The following is a 1,240-nucleotide window of genomic DNA, read 5'->3' as shown; positions in this document are numbered from 1 at the left end:
TTGTAGATACCGTGTTGCCCTTGCCTAGGCAAGGGCGCCGTCAGGCTCAAATGGCCGGCCGCTTTTCAGTACGCCCCAAACCAGATGGATGAGCTTGCGCATCACCGCACACATGACGACCTTGAAGGGCTTCCCTTTCGCGCTGAGCCGGTCTGCAAAGGACTTCAGCCTGGGGTTGTAGGTCTTCCCGGTCAACGCCGGCATGTACAGCTTTTTGCGGAAATTGGCGTCGCCGACGCGTGATATCCGGCATTTGCCTTCGTAGTTTCCTGATTGACGCTGGGCCGGATTCAGGCCTGCATGGGCAACCACCTGGCGCACGTCGCTGTATTTGCTTAGGTCTCCCAGCATGGCCAGCAACTGGGCACTGCTGGTGTTGCCTATACCGGGGATGCTGGTAAGCAGTTGATGACGCTGGCGCAGGTCCGGATCGTTATCGATATGGTCCTCAATCGCCTTTTGGACTTGATTGATCTGCGCTTCCAGCGTCCGGATCACATCCTTGATCCCTTGCTGGACCGAGATATCGGCCACGTCCAGGCGATTTTGCTCCATCTGCAGCATCTCCTGGAGGTCATCTCGACGCCGTACCAAGGCGCGCAGCTTCACCTCCGAGGGCGTCGGTGGAACGTAGGGATGCAGCTTTTCCGGGCGTTGTGCCTCAAAAAACCGGGCAACCAGCTTGGCGTCGCTGCGGTCAGTCTTGGTCCGAATCCCCTCCGCCTGCCCAAACGCCTTTACCCGGGCGGGATTGGCCACATGAACCATCACCCCCGCCTTCACCAGTGCTCCAGCCAAGGCCTCGTGATAGATGCCTGTAGCCTCCATCCCTACCGCCGCGTTCGGTGCATGTTTGGCGCGCCAAGCAAGAAGCTCATCAAAACCCTTTGGCGTATTGGGGAGTTTGGCCTTGGTTCGATACTTGCCGCCAGATAGAGGAAGGGCGATGTCAAAGGTCGCCTTGGCAGCGTCGATGCCGATAAATTGCATGATTTCGCTCCAGCTTGAACTTACGATCGTGATCGGAAGCCGCCAGACTTGCCCTTGTGAGTGCAGGCTCTCACCCGATGGCGGGCCTAAGATACCGTTCAAGTTCCATGGCGGTGTCAGGCCGCCGACGCGCTGAATCTACTTTGCAAGCTCGAAGGCTTAAGAGCCGAGGCAGCGTCATCGGAGCCTCCCGGGTCACCGGGGAATTGTGCCTGATCAGGGCACCATCCAAGACACAAGAGCCGAGCCC

1 protein-coding gene is annotated in these 1,240 nt (G+C 58.6%); it reads right to left on the bottom strand.

From position 1 onward, the window contains the following. Positions 1 to 24: 24 nt before the first annotated feature. Positions 25 to 990: an IS110 family RNA-guided transposase gene (locus ACM0PY_RS21195; RefSeq protein WP_180886512.1), complete on the bottom strand. Its 966-nt coding sequence runs from the start codon at positions 988 to 990 to the stop codon at positions 25 to 27. Positions 991 to 1,240: the final 250 nt, after the last annotated feature.

The sequence above is a fragment of the Stenotrophomonas sp. BR163 genome (genome assembly GCF_047520985.2).
GTDB classification, from domain to species: Bacteria; Pseudomonadota; Gammaproteobacteria; order Xanthomonadales; family Xanthomonadaceae; genus Stenotrophomonas; species Stenotrophomonas sepilia.
The sequence above is the reverse complement of the archived record's forward strand: the minus strand, read 5'-3'. Positions and strand labels throughout refer to the sequence as shown.